The sequence below is a fragment of the uncultured Allobosea sp. genome, assembly GCF_945956895.1.
Classification (GTDB): Bacteria; Pseudomonadota; Alphaproteobacteria; order Rhizobiales; family Beijerinckiaceae; genus Allobosea.
The window spans coordinates 49,129-70,331 of record NZ_CAMFJF010000018.1; the positions used below are offsets into that span (position 1 = coordinate 49,129).

At 66.7% G+C, this 21,203-nt stretch carries 22 protein-coding genes; 9 read left to right on the top strand and 13 right to left on the bottom strand.

Translation table 11 applies throughout. The annotated features are described in order from the left end of the window. Positions 1-152 precede the first annotated feature (152 nt). From Q0Q02_RS12640 to Q0Q02_RS23810, 6 genes are all read right to left on the bottom strand, one after another. On the bottom strand, positions 153-950 hold the full coding sequence (locus Q0Q02_RS12640) for a succinate dehydrogenase iron-sulfur subunit (protein WP_293809885.1): 798 nt from the start codon (positions 948-950) through the stop codon (positions 153-155). Positions 951-959: 9 nt separating this feature from the next. Then, the gene (sdhA, locus tag Q0Q02_RS12645; RefSeq protein WP_293809887.1) at positions 960-2,792 is read right to left on the bottom strand and encodes a succinate dehydrogenase flavoprotein subunit; all 1,833 of its coding nucleotides are present in this window, start codon (positions 2,790-2,792) and stop codon (positions 960-962) included. A gap of 4 nt (positions 2,793-2,796) precedes the next feature. Next, entirely contained in the window at positions 2,797-3,189 is a 393-nt protein-coding gene (sdhD, locus tag Q0Q02_RS12650; RefSeq protein ID WP_293809889.1) for a succinate dehydrogenase, hydrophobic membrane anchor protein, read from the bottom strand. An 11-nt stretch (positions 3,190-3,200) separates the two neighbouring features. Continuing rightward, positions 3,201-3,599, bottom strand: a complete 399-nt coding sequence (sdhC, locus tag Q0Q02_RS12655) for a succinate dehydrogenase, cytochrome b556 subunit (RefSeq protein WP_293809927.1) — start codon at positions 3,597-3,599, stop codon at positions 3,201-3,203. Positions 3,600-3,902: 303 nt separating this feature from the next. Next, complete coding sequence (locus tag Q0Q02_RS12660; RefSeq protein ID WP_293809891.1) at positions 3,903-4,964, bottom strand: MaoC family dehydratase; 1,062 nt, start codon at positions 4,962-4,964, stop codon at positions 3,903-3,905. A 255-nt stretch (positions 4,965-5,219) separates the two neighbouring features. Then, positions 5,220-6,932, bottom strand: coding sequence for a serine/threonine dehydratase (locus tag Q0Q02_RS23810; RefSeq protein WP_367275031.1), 1,713 nt, complete (start codon positions 6,930-6,932; stop codon positions 5,220-5,222). 167 nt (positions 6,933-7,099) lie between these two features. On the opposite strand from Q0Q02_RS23810, the gene Q0Q02_RS12675 reads away from it, so the two are divergent. Then, the gene (locus Q0Q02_RS12675; RefSeq protein WP_293809893.1) at positions 7,100-7,975 is read left to right on the top strand and encodes a CoA ester lyase; all 876 of its coding nucleotides are present in this window, start codon (positions 7,100-7,102) and stop codon (positions 7,973-7,975) included. 162 nt (positions 7,976-8,137) lie between these two features. On the opposite strand, the gene ppa is transcribed toward Q0Q02_RS12675, so the two are convergent. Continuing rightward, positions 8,138-8,677, bottom strand: coding sequence for an inorganic diphosphatase (gene ppa, locus Q0Q02_RS12680; RefSeq protein WP_293809895.1), 540 nt, complete (start codon positions 8,675-8,677; stop codon positions 8,138-8,140). A 152-nt stretch (positions 8,678-8,829) separates the two neighbouring features. Here ppa and Q0Q02_RS12685 point away from each other — a divergent pair, with 152 nt between their 5' ends. After that, the gene (locus Q0Q02_RS12685; protein WP_293809897.1) at positions 8,830-9,552 is read left to right on the top strand and encodes a sulfur transferase domain-containing protein; all 723 of its coding nucleotides are present in this window, start codon (positions 8,830-8,832) and stop codon (positions 9,550-9,552) included. A 62-nt stretch (positions 9,553-9,614) separates the two neighbouring features. Here Q0Q02_RS12685 and Q0Q02_RS12690 read toward each other — a convergent pair whose 3' ends face one another. From Q0Q02_RS12690 to Q0Q02_RS12700, 3 genes are all read right to left on the bottom strand, one after another. After that, the gene (locus Q0Q02_RS12690) at positions 9,615-10,979 is read right to left on the bottom strand and encodes a hypothetical protein (RefSeq protein WP_293809899.1); all 1,365 of its coding nucleotides are present in this window, start codon (positions 10,977-10,979) and stop codon (positions 9,615-9,617) included. Positions 10,980-11,209: 230 nt separating this feature from the next. After that, positions 11,210-11,731 carry a heme utilization cystosolic carrier protein HutX gene (gene hutX / locus Q0Q02_RS12695; RefSeq protein ID WP_293809900.1) on the bottom strand — a complete coding sequence of 174 codons (522 nt, stop codon included), beginning with the start codon at positions 11,729-11,731 and terminating at the stop codon, positions 11,210-11,212. An 11-nt stretch (positions 11,732-11,742) separates the two neighbouring features. Then, entirely contained in the window at positions 11,743-12,090 is a 348-nt protein-coding gene (locus tag Q0Q02_RS12700) for an antibiotic biosynthesis monooxygenase (protein WP_293809931.1), read from the bottom strand. Positions 12,091-12,452: 362 nt separating this feature from the next. Here Q0Q02_RS12700 and Q0Q02_RS12705 point away from each other — a divergent pair, with 362 nt between their 5' ends. The 4 genes from Q0Q02_RS12705 (at position 12,453) to Q0Q02_RS12720 (ending at position 16,109) form a co-directional block, all read left to right on the top strand. Beyond that, positions 12,453-13,412, top strand: coding sequence for an ABC transporter substrate-binding protein (locus tag Q0Q02_RS12705; protein ID WP_293809901.1), 960 nt, complete (start codon positions 12,453-12,455; stop codon positions 13,410-13,412). Further along, entirely contained in the window at positions 13,409-14,512 is a 1,104-nt protein-coding gene (locus Q0Q02_RS12710) for an iron chelate uptake ABC transporter family permease subunit (protein ID WP_293809902.1), read from the top strand. The genes Q0Q02_RS12705 and Q0Q02_RS12710 overlap by 4 nt, the downstream gene beginning before the upstream one ends. Next, positions 14,505-15,329: a heme ABC transporter ATP-binding protein gene (locus Q0Q02_RS12715; RefSeq protein ID WP_293809904.1), complete on the top strand. Its 825-nt coding sequence runs from the start codon at positions 14,505-14,507 to the stop codon at positions 15,327-15,329. Before Q0Q02_RS12710 ends, Q0Q02_RS12715 begins: the two co-directional genes overlap by 8 nt. 267 nt (positions 15,330-15,596) lie before the next feature. Further along, positions 15,597-16,109, top strand: coding sequence for a L,D-transpeptidase (locus tag Q0Q02_RS12720; RefSeq protein ID WP_293809906.1), 513 nt, complete (start codon positions 15,597-15,599; stop codon positions 16,107-16,109). A 4-nt stretch (positions 16,110-16,113) separates the two neighbouring features. Here the strand turns inward: Q0Q02_RS12720 and Q0Q02_RS12725 are convergent, their stop codons facing one another. Beyond that, positions 16,114-17,061, bottom strand: coding sequence for a 2-hydroxyacid dehydrogenase (locus tag Q0Q02_RS12725; protein ID WP_293809908.1), 948 nt, complete (start codon positions 17,059-17,061; stop codon positions 16,114-16,116). Between the two features lie 241 nt (positions 17,062-17,302). Between Q0Q02_RS12725 and Q0Q02_RS12730 the strand changes: the two genes are divergently transcribed. Continuing rightward, positions 17,303-17,620, top strand: coding sequence for a DUF2853 family protein (locus tag Q0Q02_RS12730; protein ID WP_293809910.1), 318 nt, complete (start codon positions 17,303-17,305; stop codon positions 17,618-17,620). Positions 17,621-17,703: 83 nt separating this feature from the next. On the opposite strand, the gene Q0Q02_RS12735 is transcribed toward Q0Q02_RS12730, so the two are convergent. Both Q0Q02_RS12735 and Q0Q02_RS12740 read right to left on the bottom strand, forming a co-directional pair. Next, positions 17,704-19,008 carry a class I SAM-dependent methyltransferase gene (locus tag Q0Q02_RS12735; protein ID WP_293809912.1) on the bottom strand — a complete coding sequence of 435 codons (1,305 nt, stop codon included), beginning with the start codon at positions 19,006-19,008 and terminating at the stop codon, positions 17,704-17,706. A 94-nt stretch (positions 19,009-19,102) separates the two neighbouring features. Further along, positions 19,103-19,324 carry a DUF1674 domain-containing protein gene (locus Q0Q02_RS12740; protein WP_293809913.1) on the bottom strand — a complete coding sequence of 74 codons (222 nt, stop codon included), beginning with the start codon at positions 19,322-19,324 and terminating at the stop codon, positions 19,103-19,105. Positions 19,325-19,440: 116 nt separating this feature from the next. Between Q0Q02_RS12740 and htpX the strand changes: the two genes are divergently transcribed. Continuing rightward, the gene (gene htpX / locus Q0Q02_RS12745; protein WP_293809914.1) at positions 19,441-20,370 is read left to right on the top strand and encodes a zinc metalloprotease HtpX; all 930 of its coding nucleotides are present in this window, start codon (positions 19,441-19,443) and stop codon (positions 20,368-20,370) included. Between the two features lies 1 nt (position 20,371). After that, on the top strand, positions 20,372-21,203 hold an 832-nt coding region (locus Q0Q02_RS12750), incomplete at its 3' end, for a transcription antitermination factor NusB (protein ID WP_293809916.1).

Below are 21,203 nucleotides of genomic sequence, written 5' to 3' on the forward strand. Positions count from 1 at the left end.
TGCTGCTGCGCAGATGCGGGACCGTCCTCAGGAGAGGGCGCCCTTCAACGAAAAAGGCGCGCCCCAAACGAGAACGCGCCCTTATCGGAAAACGGTCCCGTGTCTGCGCAGCGGCATTGCATGCCGCAGCGCGCACGGGATGACGCGCGTCATCAGACCTGACGGGCGACCATCATCTTCTTGACCTCGGCGATCGCCTTGGCCGGGTTCAGGCCCTTCGGGCAGGCATTCGCGCAGTTCATGATGGTGTGGCAGCGATAGAGTCGGAAGGGATCTTCCAGATTGTCGAGCCGGTCGCCGGTCGCCTCGTCGCGGCTATCGATCAGCCAGCGATAGGCCTGCAGCAGCGCGGCCGGGCCGAGGTAGCGGTCGCCGTTCCACCAGTAGCTCGGGCAGGAAGTCGAGCAGCAGGCGCAGAGAATGCACTCGTAGAGCCCGTCGAGCTTCTCGCGGTCGTCCTTGGCCTGGCGCCATTCCTTCTCGGGAGCCGGCGTCGTGGTCTTCAGCCAGGGTTCGATCGAGGCATGCTGGGCGTAGAAGCGCGTCAGGTCCGGCACGAGGTCCTTGACCACGGGCATATGCGGCAGCGGGTAGATCGCGACCTTGCCCGCATTCTTGCCGGTGCCGCCGCACTCGTCGATGCCGGTGGTGCAGGCCAGACCGTTCTTGCCGTCCATGTTCATGGCGCAGGAACCGCAGATGCCTTCGCGGCAGGAACGGCGGAAGGTCAGCGTCGGGTCGACCTTGTTCTTGATCCAGATCAGCGCGTCGAGAACCATCGGCCCGCAATCGTCGCGATCGACATAATAGGTGTCGGTGCGCGGATTCTCGGTGTCGTCCGGGCTCCAGCGATAGACCTTGAACTCGGTCAGCTTCTTGGCGCCGGCCGGCTTCGGCCAGGCCTTGCCCTCGACGAGGCGGGAGTTCTTCGGAAGATTGAATTCAGCCATCGGAGTCCCTCAGTACACCCGTGCCTTGGGCTTGATGTACTCGATGTCGTTGGACATCGTGTAAGTGTGCACCGGCCGGTCATCGAGCGTGATCGTGCGCTTCTCGTCGTCGATCCAGGCGAGCGTGTGCTTCATCCAGTCCTTGTCGTCCCGGTTCGGATAGTCCTCGCGGGCATGGGCGCCGCGGCTTTCCGGACGGTTCAGCGCCGAGTCCATGGTGACGACCGCCTGGGTGATCAGGTTGTCGAATTCCAGGGTCTCGATCAGGTCGGAGTTCCAGATCAGCGAGCGGTCCTTGGTGCCGACATCGGTGATGCCGTTCCAGACCTCGTGGATGAGCTTGTGGCCCTCTTCGAGCGTGTCGCCCTCGCGATAGACGGCGCAGTTGTTCTGCATCGTCCGCTGCATCCGGTCGCGCAGCACCGCGGTCGGCGTGCCGCCAGAGGCGTTGCGGTACTTGTCGAGGCGGCTGAGCGCGAGGTCCGAAGAACCCTTCGGCAGTTCGGGCTGCTTCTCGCCCGCCGTCACCGTGTCGGCGCAGCGCAGGCCGGCCGCGCGGCCGAAGACCACGAGGTCGATCAGCGAGTTCGAGCCGAGGCGGTTGGCGCCGTGCACGGAGACGCAGGCCGCTTCGCCGATCGCCATCAGGCCGGGCACGACCGTATCCGGATCGCCGCCGACCTTGGTCAGCACTTCCCCGTGATAGTTCGTGGGGATGCCGCCCATGTTGTAGTGCACCGTCGGCAGCACCGGGATCGGCTCGCGGGTCACGTCGACGCCGGCGAAAATCTTGGCGCTCTCCGAGATGCCGGGCAGGCGCTCGTGCAGGATCTTCGGGTCGAGATGGTCGAGATGCAGGTAGATGTGGTCCTTGTCCTTGCCGACGCCGCGGCCAGCCCGGATCTCCATCGTCATCGAGCGCGAGACGACGTCGCGCGAAGCGAGGTCCTTGGCCGAAGGGGCATAGCGCTCCATGAAGCGCTCGCCCTCGGAATTGGTGAGATAGCCGCCCTCGCCGCGCGCGCCTTCGGTGATCAGGCAGCCCGAGCCGTAGATGCCGGTCGGATGGAACTGCACGAACTCCATGTCCTGCAACGGCAGGCCGGCGCGCAGCACCATGCCGCCGCCGTCGCCGGTACAGGTATGGGCCGAGGTCGCGGAGAAATAGGCGCGGCCATAGCCGCCGGTTGCCAGGATGGTCTGCTGCGAACGGAAGCGGTGCAGCGTGCCGTCATCGAGCTTGAGCGCGATCACGCCGCGGCAATGGCCATCCTCGTCCATGATCAGGTCGATGGCGAAATACTCGATGAAGAACTCGGTATTGTAACGCAGCGCCTGGCCATAGAGCGTGTGCAGCATGGCGTGGCCGGTGCGGTCGGCCGCGGCGCAGGTGCGCTGGGCCGGCGGGCCTTCGCCGAACTCGGTGGTCATGCCGCCGAAGGGGCGCTGGTAGATGCGGCCGTCCTCGGTGCGCGAGAAGGGCACGCCCCAGTGCTCGAGCTCGTAGACGGCGGCCGGCGCGTTGCGCACGAGATATTCGATGGCGTCCTGGTCGCCGAGCCAGTCCGACCCCTTCACGGTGTCGTACATGTGCCACTGCCAGGTGTCCTTGCCCATGTTGCCGAGCGAGGCGGCGACGCCGCCCTGGGCTGCGACAGTGTGCGAGCGGGTCGGGAACACCTTCGAGATGCAGGCCGTGCGCAGGCCGGCCTGCGAGCAGCCTACGGTTGCGCGAAGGCCGGCGCCGCCGGCGCCGACGACGACAACGTCGAAGGTGTGGTCGGTGATCGGATAGGCGGTGCCGGTATAGGCCGGGACCGGGCGGGATTTTGTGATCGCCATCGGATCAGCCTCCAAAAGACAGCTTCAGCACCGCGTAGACGCTGGCGGCACCAACGGCGATGGCGAAGAAGGTGTTGGCCATGACGGCGAGGACCTTGGCCCCCTCGCCATGGATGTAATCCTCGATGATGACCTGCATGCCGAGACGCATATGGATGCAGGCCGAGAGGATGAAGAGCAGCATCAGGATCGCGACGCAGGGGTTCGACAGAAGCGCGACCGCGGCCGGATAGGGCCGGCCGACCAGCGCGATGACGATACCGACGAAGATCACCGTCAGGATCAGGTTCGAGACGGCGGTGACGCGCTGCAGCCAGAAATGGCCGGTGCCGGACTTGGCGGAGCCGAGGCCGCGAACGCGGCCAAGCGGGGTGCGCATCGAGGAATTGGACAGCATGACGGGGCTCCTCAGCGCAGGACCAGGGCGACGATCCAGATCAGGACCGTCAGGCTCACCGAGGCAACGAGCGTGAACTTCGCCATGTTCATCCGGGTCTGCGGCTCATAGCCCTTGCCCATATCCCAGACGAAATGACGGAGGCCGCCGACCATGTGGTGGATCAGCGAGAAGCTGTAGAGGAAGAGCACGAGGCGGCCGAGGAAGGAGCCGGCGATGGCCTGTGCCGCATCGAAGGCAGCCGGGCCGGACGCGGCGGCGACCAGCCAGGCGGCGATCAGCACCGTGCCGAGATAGAGCCCCGTGCCGGTGACGCGATGGGCGACGGACATCGCCATCGTCCAGGACCAGCGATAGATTTGCAGGTGGGGCGAAAGCGGGCGAGCTGCGGGCTTGACCTCGGCCAATATCGTTCTCCGATCAAGCGGTCCCTCGACAAGGACGGACCCATTTGGGATCATTCTAGAGTGACTGGTTGTCTAACGAAACCGTTCCGGCGCTGCAATGCGGCAGGTGCATAACGAAGTTACAGATTCTGAAAATCGTCATTTTGTTACGAAAGCGTTAGCGCGACTCCCGTCCGACAATATCCGTCAGACCCACAGCCGTCATTGCGAGGAGCGAAGCGACGGAGCAATCCAGGAGGATTGGGCTGAACCGTTCAACCCAGTCCCCCTGGATTACTTCGCTGCGCTCGCAATGACGGAAGCTCGTCATCGCGGCAGCAGCGCCCAGTAGTCGAAATCGAGGATCACGCTCGGATCATACTGGTCCCCGGCCTTCAGCGGGTAGTCGGTGCAGGGCCGGTTCTTGGTCGCGACGAGTCGGAGGCGCAGCGCGCCGACATCGCTGCGGCCGGGAACCTCCGCGCTGCCCAGCACCTCGCTCCAGGCATAGACCGTGTCGCCGGCGAAGAGCGGCGCGACATGGCGCCCGCCATTGATCGCGGCGATATGGAAGGCGTTGCCGAGCCCGTTGAAAGAGAGCGCCCGCGCCAGGCTGATGACATGGCCGCCATAGATCAGGCGCTTGCCGAAGCGGGTCCCCTGCGCCGCATGGGCGTCGAAATGCACCCGCGCCGTGTTCTGGTAGAGCCGGGTCGCCAGCTGATGCTCCGCCTCCTCGACAGTCATGCCGTCGACATGGTCGATCCGCTCGCCCACGGCATAGTCGGCCCAACGGAAGCGCGAGCCGGCCAGCGCATCGTCGTAACCCGCAAGCTCGATCCGGGGGCAGCTCTCGCCGAGCTGTTCCGGCAGCACGGCCTTGGCCAGCTCCGGCACCTGCTCGGCATGGGCCGGCGTGCCGGGCTCGCGCTTGCGCACCAGAACCCAGCGCGCATAGCTCAGCACGATCTCGCCGTTCTGGTTGCGGCCGATCGAGCGGACATAGACGATGCCGGCATCCCCCGAGGAGGTCTGCTTCAGCCCGATCACCTCGGAGGTGGTCGAGAGCGTGTCGCCCGGATAGACCGGCCTCAGGAAGCGCCCGTCGGCATAGCCGAGATTGGCGACGGCATTCAGCGAGACATCCGGCACCGTCTTGCCGAAGACGATATGAAAGACCAACAGGTCGTCGATCGGCGCCGTGGGATAGCCGATCGCCGCCGCGAAGGCGTCCGAGGACTGCACGGCGAAACGCGAGCCGTAGAGCGCCGAATAGAGCGCCGCGTCGCCGGCCCGCACCGTGCGCGGCGTCGCATGGACGATGGTGTCGCCGAGCTGGAAATCCTCGAAGAAACGGCCGGAACTGGTCTTAGGGCTAGAGCCGGGCATGCATCGCCTCCTGATCGCAGGCAAGTTTGCGTTGCAATCAGGGGCCGCGTCCAGCCCCCGGAACTATGCCATATCGGCTAAGCAGTGCGTTTCCCTTCTCCCCTTGCGGGAGAAGGTGGCGCGAAGCGCCGGATGAGGGGTCGCACCGCCCTTTCGGACCAGCCTTGGCGAAAACCTCATCGGCAGCCTCGCGCGACCCCTCACCCTAACCCTCTCCCGCAAGGGGAGAGGGGACAGGCCGCGATCATCGCCCCTTCACCCCACGATCGCCGCCAGCTTCGTCAAATCGACATTGGCGCCGCAGACGAGAACGCCGAGCCGCTCGCCCTTGGCGGGCTTGTAGGCGCCGCAAAGCAACGCGCCCAAGGCTGCCGCCCCGCCCGGCTCGACCGCGAGGCGGAAATCGCGCCAGAGCAGCGCTTGCGCCTCCGTGATCGCCGCATCCGGCACGAGCGCGACGTGATCGACGCTGTCCTTGGTCACGTCATAGACGAGCTGGCCGACATTGCGGGCGCCCAGCGAATCCGCGGCGACCGAGGCGACCTTGACCTCGACCGGCCCATTCGCGTCGAACGCCGCCTGCAAGGCGCGCGAGCCCTCGGGCTCGACGCCGACGACCTTGACCTTGCTGCCAGCGAACCAGCTGGCGATGCCCGAGATCAGGCCGCCACCGCCGACCGCGACGAGCACGGTGTCGAGATCGGGCTCCTGGCCGTCCCATTCGCGGCCGAGCGTCCCCTGGCCTGTAATGGTCTCCGCAGCTGCGAAGGGATGGATCTTGAGCGCACCGGTCTCCGCGACGAAACGGTCGCAAGCGGCCTGGGCATCGTCATACTGGGCGCCGCCGACCACGACCTCAGCGCCGAAGCGCTTGATCGCCTCGATCTTAGCCGCGGGCGAGATCTCCGGCACGAAGATCGTCGCCTTCACGCCGCGCTTCATCGCGGCATAGGCCACCGCCGCGCCATGGTTGCCGCCGGATGCCGCGGAGACGCCGGCCACCAGCACCGGCAGCGAGAGCAGGTTGTTGAAGGCGCCGCGCGTCTTGAACGAGCCGGCGTGCTGCAGGCATTCGAGCTTGAGCGAGACATCCGCATCAGAGCCGAAAGCCCCGGTACCCAGCCGCATCACGGGCGTGACGCGGGCATGGCCGGCGATGCGCGCCGCCGCTTCCTCGATCATCGGACGGGTGACGGGGCGTGCGCTCATGACGATATCCTGACGAGGCTCGGAGGTTGGACGATAGGTCCAGATCGCAATCGGAAGCCCGTGGCTATCGCGTCCCGGCGGATCGGGGAAGGGGCGTCCACGCCCGGCGGCAATGTGCCGGGCGACGACCAGCGCCGCCAGCGCATCGAGAAGGTCGTCGGCCGCAGCCCCGCGCGGCGGCCGAGCATTGGCCGCCTCTGCCGGAATCCCGGCAGCGGTCAGCAGGCTGCGCCGCTCAGCCATGCCCTCCGGATTGACCACGCCCTTGATCTTCTTGGGGCGGAGCAGCGGTGCGCCGCGCATCGTGCGGAAGGCAAGTTCGGGATGAACCTCATGGACCCGCTCCCGCAGACCGGGCTCTGATCGCAGCAGACCATCGATCTCGCGAATCTTGGGAAACAGGTGAAAGCCCTGTTTCGAGACCTTCCGCGGCGGATCAGAGGCAGCGAGCGCCAGCGCGCAGGCTTCCCAATAGTCGGTCGCCTCGACCGCCCGGCGCGCGGGAATCGAGAAGACGGAAGATTGCCTGTCCCCAAGGAGAGCACGCACCGCCTGCTCCGGCCCACGTCCGGAACCCTGTATCCGATCCGGCAGGCCGATCGGCATGTCCACCGCAACGAGGTCCGGCACGATCTCGCCGGCGAACAGATCTGCGAAGCGTGGAACCACGCGGATGATCGGCGCTCCGCCCCCGTCATCGGACGCAATGGCGGCGATCCAGCCCCCCTTGCAGCCATCGACGCCAGCCACCCACGCCATCCCGCTTCCTCCGCCTTTCGCAGCGCTGGCATTGCATCTGCGTTGCTCTACTGTGCAGTGCAGCACCAAAGCATTTTCAAGCGAAGTGGACACCGATTCGCATGAAGAACCGAAGGTCCGCGCAGCGAATATGCGAGAGCTATAGCCGGCCCGTGTCAGGAGAGACGATGACCACGATACGCCCCCGCCGCAGCGCCCTTTATATGCCGGGCTCGAACGCCCGCGCACTGGAAAAGGCCCGCGAGATCGCGGCCGACGTCCTGATCCTCGACCTCGAGGATGCTGTCGCCCCCGATGCCAAGGCCACGGCGCGCGAGCAGGTTTGCGCCGCCGTGAAGGCGGGCGGCTATGGCAGGCGCGAGCTGGTGATCCGCGTCAACGGAGTCGGCACGCCCTGGTTCGCGGAGGATCTCGCCGCCGCCTCCGAGGCGAAGCCACAAGCGATCCTGATCCCGAAAGTCTCCTCGCCGGAAACGCTGCACGAGGTCGGCAACCAGCTGAACGGCCTCTGGGCCGATGCAGGCATCGCGGTCTGGGCGATGATCGAGACCCCGCTCGCGATCCTCGATGTCGAGCGTATCGCCCGCGCCGCCCGCGATCCCGTGACGCGGCTTGCCTGCTTCGTCATGGGCACCAACGACCTCGCCAAGGAAACCCGCGCCCGCTTCGTTCCCGGCCGCGCGCCGATGCTGCCCTGGCTGACCAGCGCCCTGCTCGCCGCCCGCGCGCATGGCATCGACATCCTCGACGGCGTCTATAACGACATCAAGGACGAGACCGGCTTCCTCGCCGAATGCGAGCAGGGCCGCGATCTCGGCTTCGACGGCCGCACCTTGATCCACCCCTCGCAGGTCGCGGTGGCCAACACCGTCTTCGCGCCCGACGAAGCCGAGCTGACCAAGGCCCGCGCCGTCATCGCCGCCTTCGACCTGCCGGAGAATGCCGGCAAGGGCGCGATCCAGCTCGACGGCCGCATGGTCGAACTGCTCCATGCCGAGATGGCGCGCCGCACCGTGGCACTGGCCGAAGCGATCGCGGCGTGAGGCTGCACGCGCCTCCGGCAGGCGGGCGTCATCCCGTGCGCGGTGCAGCGCGAAGCGGTGCGCCGCAGACACGGGACCGTAAGACGAGAGGGCGCTTTTCCTGAAGACGGTCCCGCATCTGCGCAGCGGCACTCACGTGCCGCAGCGCGTGCGGGATGACACTCAGCCCTTCTTCGTCGCCTTCGCCCGCTCGATCGCCTCGACGATCAGCTTCCGGGCCATGGCAGCGTCGCCCCAGCCCTTGAGCTTGACCCATTTGCCGGGCTCCAGATCCTTGTAGTGCTCGAAGAAGTGCTGAATCTGGTCGAGCGTGATCTGCGGCAGATCGGTGTAGTTGTGCACGTTCTCGTAGCGCTTGGTCAGCTTCGGCACCGGCACGGCGATGATCTTCTCGTCGCCGCCACCCTCGTCCTCCATCAGCATCACGCCGATCGGACGCACCGCGATATAGGAGCCCGGCACCAGCGGGCGCGTATTCGCGACCAGCACGTCGCAGGGGTCGCCGTCTTCCGAGAGCGTATGCGGAATGAAGCCGTAGTTTCCGGGGTAGCGCATCGGCGTATAAAGGAAGCGGTCGACGAAGAGCGTGCCGGCCTCCTTGTCCATCTCGTACTTGATCGGCTCGCCGCCGATCGCCACCTCGATCAGGACATTGACTTCTTCGGGCGGGTTCTTGCCGATGGAGATGGCGTCGATGCGCATGCTGGAACCTGTCACTTGGGAATTTTGCCGGGCCTTATGCAAGTTCGCGGCGAAAAGTCCAACCCCTTCCGCCATGCTTGGTCATCAGACGATTTGCGCAGGCGCGCCCGCGCTGCTATCCGGCGCCCCATGAACAGCTCAGAAATCAGGCCATGCTGAGCCGCCTGCGCCCCGACGAAGAGCGCTATGCCCGCCGCATGGCCCGCATCGCCCGCTGGGACCGGCCGATCGAAGGCCGCGGCCAGCGCCTGCGCGCCTGGGCCAATATGCTGCTGGTCGATCACGGCATCTTCCGGCTCGCCTATCTCAACGCCCACCGCGTCACGCCGCGGCTCTGGCGCTCGGCCCAGCCGGCGCCTGGCCAGATCGCGGGCTTCGCGCGCAAGGGTGTGAAAACCATCGTCAACCTGCGCGGCGGGCGCGAGCACGGCTCCTGGCCGCTGCAGAAGGAAGCCTGCGAGCGCCACGGCATCAAGCTCGTCGATTTCGTACTGCGCTCGCGCGGCGCGCCGGACCGCGAGACCATTCTCGGCGCCAAGGCCTTTTTCAAGAGCCTCGACGAACCGGCGCTCGTGCACTGCAAGTCCGGCGCCGACCGCGCCGGCTTCTTCTCGGCGCTCTATCTGCTCGTCCATGAAGGGCGCCCGCTCGACGAGGCCGTGCGCCAACTCTCGCTGCGCTACGGCCATTTCCGCTTCGCCAAGACCGGCATCCTCGACGCGTTCTTCGAGACCTATCGCCGCGAGGGCCATGCAAAGGGCATCGCCTTCCTGGACTGGGTCGCCACGATCTACGACCCCGAACGGCTGGAGCGTGAGTTCAAGCCCGGGCTGCTCTCCTCGCTCATCGCCGACAGGCTGATCCGGCGGGAATAGAAGCATTTTCGAGCGAAGTGGCCACCGGTTCGCGTGAAGACAATGCGATAGGCAACAACCACTTACCGGGCCGCCCCCGAAGCGGCGAGACCATCGGACGCCTCGGCTGAATCGTCGAGATGCAGCCAGATGAAGACGGTATGCGTCAGCGTCCGCAGGATCGAGATCGCGCCGATCGTCAGCAGCAGCTCCGGCGACAACGCGCGGAACCACGCCATGGCCGCCACGATCGCGACGAGCGCGACGCCATTAATCGCGACCTGCCAGAAGGGTTGGCGCGAGAGCGTCGCGACCTCCTGGAGCGGTCCGAGCACGGCGATACCGATATAAAACGTCGCCAGCAGGGCGACGACCTCGCCGAGGTCCTCCCATTGCGTCCCGGCCAGCCAGTGGTCCGTAATGAGCGCCGAGATGGCGATGGCGCTGAACAGAATGGTGGCGCCAGCGATCAGGCCGAGCGCCATGATCCGCGCCCAGAAGCGCCGGCGCGCCCCGGCATGAGCGCGCAGGCGATTCAGCACCAGCGGGATCGAAACCGTCCCGAACATCTGGGTCGGCATGTCCAGAAGCCGCATCGACAGGGCGACCTGCGCCGCGAGCACGGTGTTGCTGGCATAGGGGAGCGCCAGCAGCGGCGCGACCGCGAAGCCATAGGCCAGCAAGGCTGAAGGCAGCAGCGCACGCGGCGCATCCCGCCAGCGGAACGCCGCCTCGACGAGACTGCGCCGTGACCACAGTGCCGGCCGAACCAGCGTGGCGATCGCCGCCTGCCGACGCCGCAGGAGATAGGCCGCCGCCAGGACATGCCCGAGCGCATCGGCCATGAACAGCGCCAGCGCTTTCGGCCCGAAGATCCAGATCAGGATCAGCATGATGACGGGCTGGACCACGGCCTGCACGACATTGCTGTTGCCGATGGCGCGGAAATCCCCTTCCGCCGTAGCCTCCGACCAGAGCAGACGCAGCACGGAGCGCGCCGCCAGCGAAACCAGGAAGAAGAAGGCGACCGCCGGCGCGATCCAGCCGGTGACGACGAGGCCGATCAGGACGATGGTAGCGGCGGCAAGGAAAACGACGCCGACGGCTGCGGCCAATCGAAACGCAAGGCCCAGCCGGACACGGTCGCTGTTCTGGAAGAACACCGCTTCCAGCCGCAGGAGCGAGGCGATCGAGATGAAATTCGCTGCCGCGGAGAAGACGGCAAAGGCGGCGAAGACGAAGGGCGGACACAAGGCCGCGGCGATGATCAGCCCCCAGACCGAGATCAGGCGGGCCTGGATGAAGCGCAGGCCGAGCAGGACCACGGAACCGAAGCTCGAACGCAGGGCCGGGACCCGTGCCGCCACGAAGCGGCGCCCGGCGGCGATGGTCAGCGCCGGGCGGCTATGCGGCAGGAGAACCCGTTCCATGGTGACGTGCGCGGCCATGTCGACCCCTGTCGTCGGACCGTTTGGCGGCCTCTTGCCGGACGTGCGCGTCTCATCGTCCGATGGGTCTCGGTCGCGAGATGCAGTCATGCGCGGCAGGCCTTCTGCCGCGAAGGCTGCGTCAACATGGTTAACGATCGGTAAATAGCGCTCATCGCCTTCATCGGTGGCCGCACCGCGCGGCTTCTACCCCGCGATGCATGAACTGCCTACCGTGTCGTTTTTGGGGCTCAGGCGAACTTCGTCTTGAGCGCCTCGAACCGCGCCAGCTGGTCTGGCAGCAATTCGCGCGCGGCATCGCGCCGCACGAAGACCTTGAACATCACCTCGCCAGCACCGTTGAAGAACTGCACCGAGCAGGCACGCCGGCCCTGCGCCGTGGAACGGTCGACCAGATAGATCGCCCGGCAATTCTCGGCCTTGATATGTCCGCCGATCGGACTGTCGCCATGGATATTGTAGTAGTCATGGCCGAAGCTGCCGACCGGCAGCGAACCCTCGCATTCCAGCACGATATCGGGCGTGTGCATCAGGAAGAGCACAGTGCCCCAGGTCGCGAGCTCCTTCCAGACGTCCTCGAAACGCTCGGGCGCGACGAGCTGGCGCTGCCCCGCGGGCAGGAGTTCCAGGACGGTGCGCGTCGAGACCTTCGCCTCGCGCGCGACGGCCTCGATCAGGCCGTCCGGCTTGGCGGCGAGCAGGGAGCGCGCATGCTTCATCGGATCCTGCGCGGCGATGTCGGCGGTCGTCATCAGCCCAGGCCTCACTCGGCCGCCTGACGGGGCAGATGCGGATTGCTCTCGCTCAGCACGGCCTCGAAGCCCTCGAACTCGGGGTGGCCGAGATAGATCGGCTTCGGGCGCGGCTGGCCGGCATTGCGATGCGATTCACGGAACTGGTCGGACTTGGTCCAGGCTACGAAATCCTCCTTCGAAGCCCAGCTCGTATGGGAGGAATAGAGCGTGTGATCCTCCTTCTCCGGCCCCTTCAGCAGGTGGAAGGTCAGAAAGCCCGGCACCTCGTCGAGGCGGGTCTTGCGCGAGGACCAGACCGTCTCGAAGGCGGCTTCCTCGCCCTTGACGACCTTGAAGCGATTCATGGCGATGAACATCGGTAAACCCTGCATCTGACGCGCCGGAATTGGCGGAAACGAACGATGCCGCTGTCGCGACAGAGCAGCCGCCATCCGTTCGGGCGCCCTCGGAATGAAGATTCCCCCGAAAACGCGCACGGCCGGCAACCGGCCGCTCGACGATACCGTCGCTGCGGGACCGGCTGCGCATTGGCACTGCCCTTGACCCCTTGTAGTAAAGGCTAATATCAACGTCAATAATACTGTAAAGTAGATCTTGTTTTGAATAATTAAAAACAGGATATACTTTAAATGGAATTGTTTTAAACTAACCACAATCTTCCTGGCCAGGGTTTGCGCGGCGGCAAGGTCCGCCGCCTGCACCCGAATGGAGTTGCGATATGTCTGGCTCGCGCACCCCTGAAGCGCAACGCAGCCTTGGGCAACCGAACCGCCGCGAGCTGACGGCAGCCCTCGCCTTGAGCACCCTCGGCCTCGCGGGGCTGGCGCTCCCCGCGGCCTTGCCCGCTACGGCATTGGCCCAGGCGCCGGACCGCGTCGTCGTCGCCGGCGGCGTCATCACCGAGGTGATCTATACGCTCGGCCTGCAGGACCGCATCGTCGGCATCGACACGACCAGCCTATTCCCGCCGGAAGCGCTAAAGGAGAAGGCCAATGTCGGCTATGTCCGCGCGCTATCGGCCGAGGGCGTCCTCTCGCTGAAGCCATCGCTGGTCATGCTGATCGACGGCGCCGGCCCGCCGGATGCCATCTCCCTCCTCACCGAGTCCGGCGTGAAGATCGCGCGCATCGCCGACGGACTGACCCCGGAGGGCGTCACCACCAAGATCGCCGCGATCGGTGCGGCGATCGGCGCGGCCGCCCCGGCCGAGCGGCTGGCGGCGCAGACCAGGGCGCGCTTCGACGAGCTCGCGACCCTGCGCTCCGGCATCGCCAAGAAGAAGCGCATCCTCTTCCTGCTCTCGCTGCAGAACGGGCGCGCCCTGGTCGGCGGGCGCAACAGCTCGGCCGACGGCATCATCGCGCTGGCGGGCGGCATCAATGTCGCCGACGCGATCGAAGGCTACAAGCCGATGACGGACGAGGCGATCGCCGCCGCGGCGCCAGAGATGGTGCTGATGATGCGCAACAGCAGCGCCCACAACATCACGCCCGACGAGCTTTTCGCGATGCCCGCCTTCTCCCAGATTCCGGCGGCGGCCAGCAAGCGGCTGGTCCATATGGACGGGCTTTATCTGCTCGGCTTCGGACCGCGCACACCGATGGCGGCGCGCGACCTGATGGCTGCGATCTATCCGGAAGCCGCGATCCCGCCGCTCAAGACCGCCGCCGCCCCGTGACCCTCGTAGCGCCCACTCCGGCCATGGCCGCGACCCTGACCACGCTGATCGCGAGCCGCCGCCGCGCCGGCCTGCTCGCCATCGCCGGCCTCGCTCTGGCCTGCCTGCTCCTCACCATCGTCGCCATCGGCCAGGGCGCGATCCCGATCGCGCCCGGCCGCGTCGCCGAGATCCTGATGGCGCGTCTCACAGGCGATGCGAGCCTGCTCGAAGGGCGCGACATCCTCGTCGTCCTCAATATCCGCCTGCCGCGCGTGCTTCTGGGCCTGCTCGTCGGCGCCGGCCTCGCCGTGTCCGGCGCGCTGATGCAGGGGCTGTTCCGCAACCCGCTCGCCGATCCCGGCCTGGTCGGCGTCTCCAGCGGCGCCGGGCTCGCCGCGGCCGCCACCATCGTCCTCGGCGACCGTTTCCTTGCCGGCACGATGATGAAACTGCCCTTCGCCGCCCTTCCCTTCGGCGCTTTCTGCGGTGGCCTGATCACCACGCTCGCGCTCTATCTGATCGCGACGCGCGGTGGCCGGACCTCGGTCGCAACCATGCTCCTTGCCGGTGTCGCGCTCGGCGCTATGGCGGGTGCCCTCACCGGCCTGCTCTCCTTCGTCTCGGACGATCGGCAGCTGCGCGACCTGACCTTTTGGTCGCTGGGGAGCCTCGGCGGCGCAAGCTGGACGAAACTCTCCGTGGTTGCGCCCATCATCCTGCCGCTGCTCCTCACGATGCCGCTGCTGGCGCGCGGCCTGAACGGGTTGATGCTCGGCGAGGCCGAGGCCTATCATCTCGGCATACCCGTCCAGCGCATCAAGGCGCTGGCGATCCTGCTGGTCGCGCTCGCCGTCGGCGCCAGCGTCGCCTCGGCTGGAATGGTCGGCTTCGTCGGCATCGTCGTGCCGCATCTGATCCGCCTCTCGGTCGGCCCGGATCATCGCCTGCTGCTGCCGCTCTCGGCGCTGGGCGGCGCGATGCTGCTGGTCGGCGCCGATATCGTCGCCCGCCTCATCGTCGTCCCGGCCGAGCTGCCGATCGGCATCGTCACCGCCACGATCGGCGCGCCCTTCTTCCTCTGGCTGCTGCTGCGCCGCACGAGCCTGATCGATGTCTGAAGCGAACCCGATCCTGTCTTGCCACGGCGTCAGCTGCCTCACGGGCGGACGCCGCCTCGTCGCCGATGCGAGCCTTGAGCTCGCGGGAGGCAGCACGACGATCCTGATCGGCCCGAACGGCGCCGGCAAATCGACGCTGCTCAAGCTCCTGACCGGCGAGATCAAGCCGGCCGGCGGCGAAATCCGCATCGCCGGCGAGCCGCTGGCGGCCATTCCGGCCTGGCGCCTCGCCTGCCTGCGCTCGGTCATGGCCCAGCACGCCCGCCTCGCCTTCCCCTTCAGCGTCTACGAGGTCGCGAGCCTCGGCGTCGACGGCATCGGCCGGGCGCTGACGCGCCAGCGGCGCGAGGCCATCGTCGCCGAAAGCCTGACCGCTGCTGGCGTCATCGACCTTGCCGGCCGGCGCTACCAGACGCTCTCCGGCGGCGAGCAGCAACGCGTCCAGTTCGCCCGTGTCCTCTGCCAGCTCGAGGCCGGCCGTAGCATCGCCGGGCGGCAGGTGCTCTTCCTCGACGAGCCGATCGCCAGCCTTGACCTCTGCCACCAGCTCGCGCTGCTCGACATGGCCCGCAGCATCGCCGCGCGCGACGTCGCGGTGCTGATCGTGCTGCACGACCTCAACCTCGCCGTGACCTACGCCGACCATCTCGTCGTGATGGATCAGGGGAATATCATCGCGCAGGGTCCGCCGGCGAAGACGCTGGACGACGCCTTGCTGCGCCAGGTCTTCAAGGTCGACCTGACGCTGAGCCGCGCGCCCGCCCCCGGCTTGCCCTTCCTGCTGCCCCAGCAGCACCGGGGCCGGCCAGCGGCCTGAAGCTCGAGCAAAGCCTGGACAGCAGCAATCTCGTCATTGCGAGGAGCGAAGCGACGAAGCAATCCAGGGGGACCAGGCTGAAGCGTTCGACCCAGTCTCCCTGGATTGCTTCGCTACGCTCGCAATGACGACCAATCGGAGCGAGTGCGATCCCATGTCCGGATTCACCGGCGATTCATCCTGAATCGCCGCTTCACCATATCGCTCAACCCGCGCTTCATGGCTTTCGCGCCACGACTCCAGCAATTTCGAGCGGGAGTTCCAGACATGTTCAGGCATATCGCTATCGCGACCCTTGCCCTGTCGGCCGCCGGCGCCGCCGCCTTGCCGGTGAAGGCGCGAGAGGTCGTCGGCCTACGCGACGGGCGCTTCGACCCCGGCACCATCGTGATCCACACCGGCGAGCGGAAGCTCTATTACGTCGTCTCACCCGGCGAGGCGATCCGCTACACCATCGCCGTCGGCAAGGCCGGCAAGCAGTGGCGCGGCGTCAAATATGTCGAGGAGATGCAGGTCGATCCGGCCTGGGCGCCGCCAGCCGAGGTCAAGCGCGACAATCCCCGCCTGCCTGACGTCATTCCCGGCGGCTCCCCGCGCAACCCGATGGGCGCGCGCGTCATCGGCCTGGGACCGGGCGGACAATACGCGATCCATGGCACCAACATGCCGAACACCATCGGCACCGCCGCCTCCTATGGCTGCTTCCGCATGCACAACCAGGACGTGATCGACCTTTACGCGCGCGTCCAGATGGGCACGCCGGTCGTCGTCCTGCCCTGATCCGTCAGAGAGCGACGGAGGAAGGCAGCGGCCGGCCGGCGAAGAACGCGTCGAGATTGCCGAGCAGCATCCGCAGCTGGCCCTTCTTGGCGTCCTGCGAACTCGCGGCGATATGCGGCGTCAGCACGACATTCTCGAGCTTGCGCAGCCGTTCCGGTACATGCGGTTCCCCCGCGAAGACGTCGAGCGCCGCTCCAGCGATCCGTTTCTGTTCGAGGGCTGCGCACAGCGCCTCTTCGTCGATCACGAGGCCGCGCGAGATATTCGCGACATAACCCTCCGGCCCGAGCGCATCGAGCACGGCATCATCGACGGCGTTGCGCGTCTCGGCGCTGGCGCGGACCGCGACCATGAGCACGTCGGCCCAGGCGGCGAGGCCGAGCAGGCTGTCGTGGAACTGGTAAGACAGCTCAGGCTTGGGCGAGCGGCTGTGATAGCCGACCTCCATCTCGAAGGCCGCGGCCCGGCTCGCGATGCGGGCACCGATGGCGCCGAGCCCGTAGATGCCGATCTTGCGGCCGGCGAGATCCGGCGTATTCGACACCGGCTCGATCCCGCGGCTGCTCCAGAGGCCGTCGCGGACGAATCGATCGCCGCGCCCGATCCCCCGCATGGCGCAGAGCATCAGGCCCATCGCGAACTCAGCGACGCTGCGCGCGTTGGCATCGGCGGCATTGCAAAGCCTGATGCCGCGCGCCTTGGCCGCTGCCGCATCGACACCTTCGACGCCGGTGCCATAGCAGGCGATGAGTTCCAGCTTCGGCAAGGCGTCCATCAGGTCGGCACCGGTCCGGCGCCCGCCATAGGTCACCAGCGCACGCGCGTCCCGCGCATCCGCCGGGATGCCGGCAGCATCATCGCCATGGACCGGCCCGATCACCGTATAATGCTGCTTCAGGCTCGCGATCGCGTCATCGGCAAGGCGCGGCATCATCAGGATCGTCGGCTTCATCAAATCGCTCCAGCGTATGCTGCATCGCAGCACCGCACCGCTCGGCGCTCAACCCATGCTGGCGTTGGCCCCGTCATCCCCGGCACGCATTCCGGACTTCGACCAAAGATTGGGCCAAGCGGTTCCAAAATCCGGAAATCGCACGCGTTGCCCTCTCGCTCCCCGTGAAGAACCGCGTTAACCTCCGGCCCGCGACACGTAACCGCCCGTACTCCGGTGCGGGCCAGGAAGGGGCTACCAGATGGACCATCTCGCCGACGTGAAGAAATTCGCCAAGAAGCCGCTCAACGAAGCGGCCTTCGCCGGCATGTCGAAATCCTATGCGCTCGTGATGGGCAAACCCGACACCCGCTACGTCGCCTGCTCCGATCCGGCCGAGCTCGAGCGCGTCCGCGAGAATTTCCTGAAGAAGAAGCTCGGCCTGAAATCCGGCGATCTCGACGGCTCGATCAAGGCGACCTGCGAGCACATGAAGGCCGACAAGACCAAGTCCCGCCTGACCTTCTACTACCTGCTGGCCGAGCATCACGGAAAGCTCGACCTCTTCGTCAAGAAGTAAGCTCTCGGCCCGGCAACGCGCCGGGCAATCCCCCAAGACAGCGTAAAATGGCAGGCCGGCGCTCATGCCGGCCCTGGTTCCGTTCAGGAGCGGTAGAGGTCTGCGCGCGTTAGCGGCAAGCCGGACGGGCCCTTGCGCCGCTTCGAGACCAGCGTCTGGTTGATCAGCGCTCCGCCGCGCTCGAAGGCGAGCGAGCAGCCCGCCAGGTAAAGCAGCCACATCCGCGTCCGCTCCGGCCCGATCTCAGCCTCGGCCTTGTCCTTGTTGGCATTGAGCCGTTCCCACCACAGGCGGGTCGTGCGCTGGTAATGCTCGCGCCAGCCCTCGACATCATGGACCTCGAAGCCATGGCGCTCGAGATTGGCGATCGACATGCCCAAATGATCGAGCTCGCCGCCCGGGAAGATGTAGCGCACCAGCGCCCGGTACTCCGCCGGCATCTTGTTGAAGGCCTTTTCGGTCTTCTTCGCGCGGCGCGAGATGGTGTGGTGCAGATAGAGCCCCCGCGGCCGGAGCAGCCGGTTCACCGTGCGGAAATAGGTCGGGTAGTTGCGGATGCCGACCTGCTCGAACATGCCGATCGAGGAGATCTTGTCGAACTCGCCCTCCATCTGCGTGTAGTCGCGCAGATGCAGCGTCACCTTGTCCTGCAGGCCCCAGCGCTCGACCTTCTCGCGGGCATATTTCAGCTGCTCCTCGGCCAGCGTCACGCCATGGGCCTCGACGCCGTAATAGCGCGCAGCATGGCAGACCAGCGCGCCCCAGCCGCAGCCGATGTCGAGGAAGCGGTCGCCGGGCTGCAGGCGCAGCTTGCGGCAGATCATGTCGAGCTTGTCCTGCTGCGCCCGGCCGATATCGCCGTGATCCCCAGTGAAATAGGCGCAGGTGTAGACCATCTCCTCGTCGAGGAAGAGCCGGTAGAAATCGTTCGAAACGTCGTAATGGTAGGCGACATTCGCCTTGTTGGTGGTCGGGTCGCCGTCGCGCGCGATCTCGTCGCCCTTGCGATGGCTGACGGCGTCAGCAGCCTTGCCCGGCGCGAAGATGAAACGGCGGACGAAGTCGAAGACCGCGCCCTTCGGGATATTGCGCGCGAGCTTGCCGACCTTGCCCTCCGGCCGCGCCGCCGCGAGATCGAAGATCGAGCCGTTGAGGATCGAGATGCGGTCGGCAATGTGCAGATTAAGCAGCGTGTCGAGTTTCGGCTTGCGCACCAGCGCCGCCATCACGCCGGCATCGGCGATGGCGATGGCGAGCCCGTCAGTCGGCCAGGAAGCAGGCACCATGCTGCCGTCCCAGAGCCGGAAGCCGAGCTTCAGGCCGAGTTTCTCATGCGCCTCGGCGAGAAGGCGGCGCAGGGCCGCGAGGCGCTTGTCATTGCTGTCCATGAGGCGAATCCGCTGCTGTCCGGCTGCTGTTTGGACGCAACGTCGCATCTTGGCAATGTTTGGGCGGCGCCGAACCCGTCGGCGCCACGGCCATTCAGAAATCGCTGGCGATGCCCTTCACTTCCCAGTCGTCGTAGCGAACCGGTTCCAGACCGCCCCGGCCATTGACCTCACGCTGCTTGGCAACGTCCGCGGCATGGGCGTCGATCGCGGCGCGGCGCGCTGCCGCCTCCGCCAGCGCGCGCTGCGCGGCGGCGGGCAGCGCCTTGGGCTCGGCGGCCTCCGCTGGCCTGTCCTGATCGGTCTTCTCGAGCATGTCGGCGCGTTTCCTTGCAGGATTCTCTTGCAGGATCGGGATTGCCCTCACCACATAGGGCACGAAGCCCGCAGATGCGAGAGCCTGCGCGAACACGCGCCAAAGAAGGGAATCCTATGAACTACGTGCGCACCGGCCTACTGATGGCGGGCCTGACGGCGCTTTTCGGCGCGGTCGGCTATCTCATCGGCGGCGGGGGCGGCATGCTGATGGCACTCGGCTTCGCGGCCGTGACCAATCTCTTCAGCTACTGGAATTCAGACCGACTGGCGCTCGCCGCCCAGAATGCCCAAGAAGTCGACGAGCGTACCGCACCCGAGCTCTACGGCATGGTGCGCGATCTCGCCGCGCGCGCGAACATGCCGATGCCGCGCGTCTACCTGATCCACGAGGATCAGCCCAACGCCTTCGCGACCGGCCGCAATCCGGAGAACGCGGCGGTGGCAGCGACGACCGGCATCCTGCGCACGCTGACCTATGAGGAACTGGCCGGCGTGATGGCGCACGAGCTCGCGCATATCAAGAACCACGACACGCTGACCATGACGATCACCGCGACCTTCGCCGGCGCGATCTCCTCGCTCGTCACCTTCGGCATGTTCTTCGGCTCGCGCGACAACCGCCCGAATGTCATCGTCCAGATCCTGCTCTCGATCCTCGCGCCGATGGCCGCTGCCCTGATCCAGATGGCGATCTCGCGTTCGCGCGAATACGAAGCCGACCGTCTCGGCGGCCAGATTTGCGGCAATCCGGTCTGGCTAGCGGACGCGCTCGCCAAGATCGCGGCCGGCGTCCAGCACATCCCCAACGAGACAGCGGAGGCCAAGCCTGCTACGGCGCATATGTTCATCATCAATCCCTTGACCGGCGGCGGCATGGATAATCTGTTCTCGACACATCCCGACACCGGCAATCGCATCGCCGCTTTGATGGAGCAGGCCCGCGCGCTGGGCATCGGCCGCAGCAATGCCGGCGCCGGCTTCACCGCCCAGGCCGCTAACAATCCATGGGGCAATGCTCCGCGCCAGCCGGGTCCGTGGGGCTGAGATGGCAGCTCAATCCTCCTCGCGCCGCCCGCCCCAGCCGGAAACGCCGCCCAAGCTCGACGATGCCCCGGGCCTGCCGGCCCGCCGGCTCGCGGCTGCCGTGATCGACGAAGTGCTGCGCGCACGCGTGGCACTCGACGAGACCCTGGAGCGAATGCTGCCGGAATCCGGGCTCGACGCGGCTGATGCCAGCCTCGCGCGTGCTATCGCTGTAACCGCCTTCCGGCGCCTCGGTACGATCCAGCAGGCCATCGACGCCCGGCTCGACCGTGGCAGCCCGCGCAAGTCCGGCCCGTTCGAGCCGATCGTGACGGCCGCGGCCGCCCAGATCCTCTTTCTCGACGTGCCCGACCATGCCGCCGTCGATATCGCCATCCGGCAATTGCATGAGGATCCGCGTTCGGCCCGCTATGCCGCGCTCGGCAATGCCGTGCTGCGCCGCCTCGCCCGCGAGCGCGATGCCGTCCTTGCCGAAGCACAGGCGGAAGTCTTCGGCGACACGCCCGATTGGCTGGTGGAAAGCTGGTGCACGGCCTATGGCGAGGAAACAGCTGCCGCCATCGCGAAAAGCCATCGCGAGGAGCCGCCGCTCGACCTGACCGTCAAGACCGATCCTGTCGGCTGGGCGGAAAAGCTCGACGGCATCGCCCTGCCGATCGGCTCGGTGCGTCTGCGCGAACGCCAGGCCATCGCCGGCCTGCCCGGTTTCGACGAGGGCAAATGGTGGGTTCAGGATGCAGCCGCCGCCCTGCCGGTGAAACTGCTGGCTCCAAAACCTGGCGAGCGCATCGCCGATCTCTGCGCCGCGCCCGGCGGCAAGACCGCCCAGATCG

What these genes read in the sequence shown, in the direction of transcription:
- hutX (WP_293809900.1), bottom strand. Translation starts at nt 11,731, where the DNA reads ATGACGACCGCCGACATCGCCGCGCAGGATCCGATGAAGCATGCGCGC.
- Q0Q02_RS12700 (WP_293809931.1), bottom strand. Translation starts at nt 12,090, where the DNA reads ATGTTCATCGCCATGAATCGCTTCAAGGTCGTCAAGGGCGAGGAAGCC.
- Q0Q02_RS12675 (WP_293809893.1), top strand. Translation starts at nt 7,100, where the DNA reads ATGACCACGATACGCCCCCGCCGCAGCGCCCTTTATATGCCGGGCTCG.
- ppa (WP_293809895.1), bottom strand. Translation starts at nt 8,677, where the DNA reads ATGCGCATCGACGCCATCTCCATCGGCAAGAACCCGCCCGAAGAAGTC.
- Q0Q02_RS12640 (WP_293809885.1), bottom strand. Translation starts at nt 950, where the DNA reads ATGGCTGAATTCAATCTTCCGAAGAACTCCCGCCTCGTCGAGGGCAAG.
- Q0Q02_RS12730 (WP_293809910.1), top strand. Translation starts at nt 17,303, where the DNA reads ATGGACCATCTCGCCGACGTGAAGAAATTCGCCAAGAAGCCGCTCAAC.
- Q0Q02_RS12690 (WP_293809899.1), bottom strand. Translation starts at nt 10,979, where the DNA reads ATGGCCGCGCACGTCACCATGGAACGGGTTCTCCTGCCGCATAGCCGC.
- Q0Q02_RS12740 (WP_293809913.1), bottom strand. Translation starts at nt 19,324, where the DNA reads ATGCTCGAGAAGACCGATCAGGACAGGCCAGCGGAGGCCGCCGAGCCC.
- sdhA (WP_293809887.1), bottom strand. Translation starts at nt 2,792, where the DNA reads ATGGCGATCACAAAATCCCGCCCGGTCCCGGCCTATACCGGCACCGCC.
- Q0Q02_RS12705 (WP_293809901.1), top strand. Translation starts at nt 12,453, where the DNA reads ATGTCTGGCTCGCGCACCCCTGAAGCGCAACGCAGCCTTGGGCAACCG.
- Q0Q02_RS12735 (WP_293809912.1), bottom strand. Translation starts at nt 19,008, where the DNA reads ATGGACAGCAATGACAAGCGCCTCGCGGCCCTGCGCCGCCTTCTCGCC.
- Q0Q02_RS12720 (WP_293809906.1), top strand. Translation starts at nt 15,597, where the DNA reads ATGTTCAGGCATATCGCTATCGCGACCCTTGCCCTGTCGGCCGCCGGC.
- Q0Q02_RS23810 (WP_367275031.1), bottom strand. Translation starts at nt 6,932, where the DNA reads ATGGCGTGGGTGGCTGGCGTCGATGGCTGCAAGGGGGGCTGGATCGCC.
- Q0Q02_RS12685 (WP_293809897.1), top strand. Translation starts at nt 8,830, where the DNA reads ATGCTGAGCCGCCTGCGCCCCGACGAAGAGCGCTATGCCCGCCGCATG.
- htpX (WP_293809914.1), top strand. Translation starts at nt 19,441, where the DNA reads ATGAACTACGTGCGCACCGGCCTACTGATGGCGGGCCTGACGGCGCTT.
- Q0Q02_RS12715 (WP_293809904.1), top strand. Translation starts at nt 14,505, where the DNA reads ATGTCTGAAGCGAACCCGATCCTGTCTTGCCACGGCGTCAGCTGCCTC.
- Q0Q02_RS12725 (WP_293809908.1), bottom strand. Translation starts at nt 17,061, where the DNA reads ATGAAGCCGACGATCCTGATGATGCCGCGCCTTGCCGATGACGCGATC.
- Q0Q02_RS12660 (WP_293809891.1), bottom strand. Translation starts at nt 4,964, where the DNA reads ATGCCCGGCTCTAGCCCTAAGACCAGTTCCGGCCGTTTCTTCGAGGAT.
- sdhD (WP_293809889.1), bottom strand. Translation starts at nt 3,189, where the DNA reads ATGCTGTCCAATTCCTCGATGCGCACCCCGCTTGGCCGCGTTCGCGGC.